Origin of the sequence: Amycolatopsis sp. NPDC005232 (assembly GCF_040607795.1) — a bacterium.
Classification (GTDB): domain Bacteria; phylum Actinomycetota; class Actinomycetes; order Mycobacteriales; family Pseudonocardiaceae; genus Amycolatopsis.
Map to the genome: position 1 here is coordinate 1 of NZ_JBEXHL010000084.1, position 5262 is coordinate 5262.

Sequence of the window (5262 nt, forward strand, 5' to 3'; positions counted from 1 at the left end):
GTGTGTTGCTTGAGAACTCAACAGTGTGCTAGTGAACTAAGCCAGTAGAGCTTATATGTAACCTCGTATGAGGTTCCTTTGAGAAAACTAGATTGAGAATAGTCTCGATCAAACTATTCATTGTTGGAGAGTTTGATCCTGGCTCAGGACGAACGCTGGCGGCGTGCTTAACACATGCAAGTCGAACGCTGAAACACTTTCGGGTGTGGATGAGTGGCGAACGGGTGAGTAACACGTGGGTAATCTGCCCTGCACTCTGGGATAAGCCTTGGAAACGGGGTCTAATACCGGATATCACCAACTTCCGCATGGGGGTTGGTTGAAAGTTCTGGCGGTGCAGGATGAACCCGCGGCCTATCAGCTTGTTGGTGGGGTAATGGCCTACCAAGGCGACGACGGGTAGCCGGCCTGAGAGGGTGACCGGCCACACTGGGACTGAGACACGGCCCAGACTCCTACGGGAGGCAGCAGTGGGGAATATTGCACAATGGGCGAAAGCCTGATGCAGCGACGCCGCGTGAGGGATGACGGCCTTCGGGTTGTAAACCTCTTTCGCCAGGGACGAAGCGCAAGTGACGGTACCTGGATAAGAAGCACCGGCTAACTACGTGCCAGCAGCCGCGGTAATACGTAGGGTGCGAGCGTTGTCCGGAATTATTGGGCGTAAAGAGCTCGTAGGCGGTTTGTCACGTCGGCCGTGAAATCTCCACGCTTAACGTGGAGCGTGCGGTCGATACGGGCAGACTTGAGTTCGGTAGGGGAGACTGGAATTCCTGGTGTAGCGGTGAAATGCGCAGATATCAGGAGGAACACCGGTGGCGAAGGCGGGTCTCTGGGCCGATACTGACGCTGAGGAGCGAAAGCGTGGGGAGCGAACAGGATTAGATACCCTGGTAGTCCACGCTGTAAACGTTGGGCGCTAGGTGTGGGCGACATCCACGTTGTCCGTGCCGTAGCTAACGCATTAAGCGCCCCGCCTGGGGAGTACGGCCGCAAGGCTAAAACTCAAAGGAATTGACGGGGGCCCGCACAAGCGGCGGAGCATGTGGATTAATTCGATGCAACGCGAAGAACCTTACCTGGGCTTGACATGCGCCAGACATCCCCAGAGATGGGGCTTCCCTTGTGGTTGGTGTACAGGTGGTGCATGGCTGTCGTCAGCTCGTGTCGTGAGATGTTGGGTTAAGTCCCGCAACGAGCGCAACCCTTATCCTACGTTGCCAGCGCGTTATGGCGGGGACTCGTGGGAGACTGCCGGGGTCAACTCGGAGGAAGGTGGGGATGACGTCAAGTCATCATGCCCCTTATGTCCAGGGCTTCACACATGCTACAATGGCTGGTACAGAGGGCTGCGATACCGCGAGGTGGAGCGAATCCCTTAAAGCCGGTCTCAGTTCGGATCGCAGTCTGCAACTCGACTGCGTGAAGTCGGAGTCGCTAGTAATCGCAGATCAGCAACGCTGCGGTGAATACGTTCCCGGGCCTTGTACACACCGCCCGTCACGTCATGAAAGTCGGTAACACCCGAAGCCCATGGCCCAACCCGCAAGGGAGGGAGTGGTCGAAGGTGGGACTGGCGATTGGGACGAAGTCGTAACAAGGTAGCCGTACCGGAAGGTGCGGCTGGATCACCTCCTTTCTAAGGAGCACAACACATCCACCAGGCCGGGATACCCGGACCAACCTCGGTGGAGTGGCTGGGGCCTAGTCCTCGAATGTAGGACTGTCCTGGTTGCTCAAGGAATTGTGGAACTACTGGTTATGGCTCATTGCGGTGGCGACACTGCCGGCTAGTACTGCGAAGGTCTTCGGGTCTTGGCGTGGAACGCGGGTTTGTGGAGCCGGGTGGTGGGTTGTTCACGATGCACACTGTTGGGTCCTGAGGCAACACGCCTTGGGGCATTTGCCCTGGGAACGTGTGTTTCTGGTGTGGTGTTTGAGAACTGTAGAGTGGATGCGAGCATCTTTGTGGTCAAGTTGTTAAGGGCACATGGTGGATGTCTTGGCTTCAGGAGCCGATGAAGGACGTAGGAGGCTGCGATAAGCCTCGGGGAGCTGTCAACCGAGCTGTGATCCGAGGATTTCCGAATGGGGAAACCCAGCACCAGTGATGTGGTGTTACCCGCCGGTGAATATATAGCCGGTGTGGAGGGAACGCGGGGAAGTGAAACATCTCAGTACCCGTAGGAAGAGAAAACAAAAGTGATTCCGTGAGTAGTGGCGAGCGAAAGCGGAAGAGGCTAAACCGTTTGCATGTGATACCTGTCAGGGGTTGTGTAGACGGTGTTGTGGGACCCGCCTTGAAGAGACTGACATTTCTTCGGGATGGCGCATGTGTTAGTGGAACGCCTTGGGATGGGCGACCGGAGTGGGTGAGAGTCCCGTACGCGAAAACGCATGTTGTTGTTCTTGGTGGTGTTCCCGAGTAGCAGCGAGCTCGTGGAATTTGCTGTGAATCTGCCGGGACCACCCGGTAAGCCTAAATACTTCCTGAAGACCGATAGCGGACGAGTACCGTGAGGGAAAGATGAAAAGTACCCCGGGAGGGGAGTGAAAGAGTACCTGAAACCGTGTGCCTACAAGCCGTCAGAGCTTTCGAGTGATGGCGTGCCTTTTGAAGAATGAGCCTGCGAGTTAGTGCTGCGTGGCGAGGTTAACCCGTGTGGGGTAGCCGTAGCGAAAGCGAGTCTGAATAGGGCGATATAGTCGCGTGGTCTAGACCCGAAGCGGAGTGATCTACCCATGGCCAGGGTGAAGCGTCGGTAAGACGTCGTGGAGGCCCGAACCCACCAGGGTTGAAAACCTGGGGGATGAGCTGTGGGTAGGGGTGAAAGGCCAATCAAACTCCGTGATAGCTGGTTCTCCCCGAAATGCATTTAGGTGCAGCGTCGCGTGTTTCTTGTTGGGGGTAGAGCTACTGGATGGTCTAGGGGCCTTACCGGGTTACCGAAATCAACCAAACTCCGAATACCAATAAGTGAGAGCGCGGCAGTGAGACGGCGGGGGATAAGCTTCGTCGTCGAGAGGGAAACAGCCCAGAACACCAGCTAAGGCCCCTAAGTGTGTGCTCAGTGGGAAAGGATGTGGGATTGCCCAGACAACCAGGAGGTTGGCTTAGAAGCAGCCACCCTTGAAAGAGTGCGTAATAGCTCACTGGTCAAGTGGTCCTGCGCCGACAATGTAGCGGGGCTTAAGCACACCGCCGAAGCTGTGTCATTGACACAATAGATCCGCTCAACCTTTCGGGGTTGTGTGTAGTCGTGTTGATGGGTAGGGGAGCGTCCTGCATCCAGTGAAGCCGTGGCGGAAGCTAGCGGTGGAGGGTGTGGGAGTGAGAATGCAGGCATGAGTAGCGAATGCAGAGTGAGAAACTCTGCCGCCGGATGACCAAGGGTTCCTGGGCCAGGCTAATCCGCCCAGGGTAAGTCGGGACCTAAGGCGAGGCCGACAGGCGTAGTCGATGGACAACGGGTTGATATTCCCGTACCCGAGCATGTGCGCCCATGATGAGGCAGTTGATACTAACCACCCAAAGCGCATGGTGAAGTCTTCGGATGGAGCTGTGTTGTGGAGCGTGGGATCTGATTCTGTAGTAGTCAAGCGATGGGGTGACGCAGGAAGGTAGCTCCGCCAGGCGATGGTTGTCCTGGTGTAAGCGTGTAGGCCGGAACATAGGCAAATCCGTGTTCCATGTAGGCTGAGACGTGATGCGTAGCCGTTTGAGGCGAAGAGGGTGATCCTATGCTGCCGAGAAAAGCCTCTAGTGAGTGCATGCACGGCCCGTACCCCAAACCAACACAGGTGGTCAGGTAGAGAATACCAAGGCGATCGGGTGAACTGTGGTTAAGGAACTCGGCAAAATGCCCCCGTAACTTCGGGAGAAGGGGGGCCAAACACCTTGAAGTCCTTCGCGGACTAGGGGTGGGTGGCCGCAGAGACCAGCGGAAAGCGACTGTTTACTAAAAACACAGGTCCATGCGAAGTCGCAAGACGATGTATATGGACTGACGCCTGCCCGGTGCTGGAACGTTAAGAGGACCGGTTAATCCCTTCGGGGGTGAAGCTGAGAATTTAAGCGCCAGTAAACGGCGGTGGTAACTATAACCATCCTAAGGTAGCGAAATTCCTTGTCGGGTAAGTTCCGACCTGCACGAATGGCGTAACGACTTTCCGGCTGTCTCAACCACAGGCCCGGCGAAATTGCACTACGAGTAAAGATGCTCGTTACGCGCGGCAGGACGGAAAGACCCCGGGACCTTTACTATAGTTTGGTATTGGTTTTCGGTTCGGCTTGTGTAGGATAGGTGGGAGACTGTGAAGCGGTGACGCTAGTTATCGTGGAGTCAATGTTGAAATACCACTCTGGTCGAATTGGGAATCTGAACCTCGGGCCATGATCTGGTTCAGGGACAGTGCCTGATGGGTAGTTTAACTGGGGCGGTTGCCTCCTAAAGAGTAACGGAGGCGCCCAAAGGTTCCCTCAGCCTGGTTGGCAATCAGGTGTTGAGTGCAAGTGCACAAGGGAGCTTGACTGTGAGACAGACATGTCGAGCAGGGACGAAAGTCGGGACTAGTGATCCGGCACCACCTGGTGGAAGGGGTGTCGCTCAACGGATAAAAGGTACCCCGGGGATAACAGGCTGATCTTGCCCAAGAGTCCATATCGACGGCATGGTTTGGCACCTCGATGTCGGCTCGTCGCATCCTGGGGCCGGAGTAGGTCCCAAGGGTTGGGCTGTTCGCCCATTAAAGCGGCACGCGAGCTGGGTTTAGAACGTCGTGAGACAGTTCGGTCCCTATCCGCCGCGCGCGTAGGATACTTGAGGAAGGCTGTCCCTAGTACGAGAGGACCGGGACGGACGAACCTCTGGTGTGCCAGTTGTCCCGCCAGGGGCATGGCTGGTTGGCCACGTTCGGAAGGGATAACCGCTGAAGGCATCTAAGCGGGAAGCCTGTTCCAAGATGAGGTATCCCACCCCATGTGGGTTAAGGCCCCCAAGAGACGATTGGGTTGATAGGCCAGAAATGGAAGCACAGTAATGTGTTGTTGAGTTGACTGGTACTAATAGGCCGAGGACTTGCCTACAAAGATGTTACGCATCCACTCTACGGTTCTGAAACACCACGCGTGTTTCATAGTGTTTCGGTGGTTATAGCGCCAGGGAAACGCCCGGTCCCATTCCGAACCCGGAAGCTAAGCCTGGTAGCGCCGATGGTACTGCAACCGAAGGGTTGTGGGAGAGTAGGACGCCGCCGAACTAA

At 56.0% G+C, this 5262-nt stretch carries 3 rRNA genes; all 3 read left to right on the top strand.

Going from position 1 to position 5262, the window contains the following annotated elements:
• The first annotated feature begins 120 nt into the window (after nucleotides 1-120).
• The 3 genes from ABZU76_RS51490 (at nucleotide 121) to rrf (ending at nucleotide 5259) form a co-directional block, all read left to right on the top strand.
• Nucleotides 121-1639 (top strand): 16S ribosomal RNA (locus ABZU76_RS51490).
• Nucleotides 1640-1970: 331 nt separating this feature from the next.
• A 23S ribosomal RNA gene (locus ABZU76_RS51495) occupies nucleotides 1971-5086 on the top strand.
• 56 nt (nucleotides 5087-5142) lie between these two features.
• A 5S ribosomal RNA gene (rrf, locus tag ABZU76_RS51500) occupies nucleotides 5143-5259 on the top strand.
• The 16S, 23S and 5S rRNA genes sit together here, the layout of an rRNA operon.
• The last annotated feature ends 3 nt before the right edge of the window (nucleotides 5260-5262 follow it).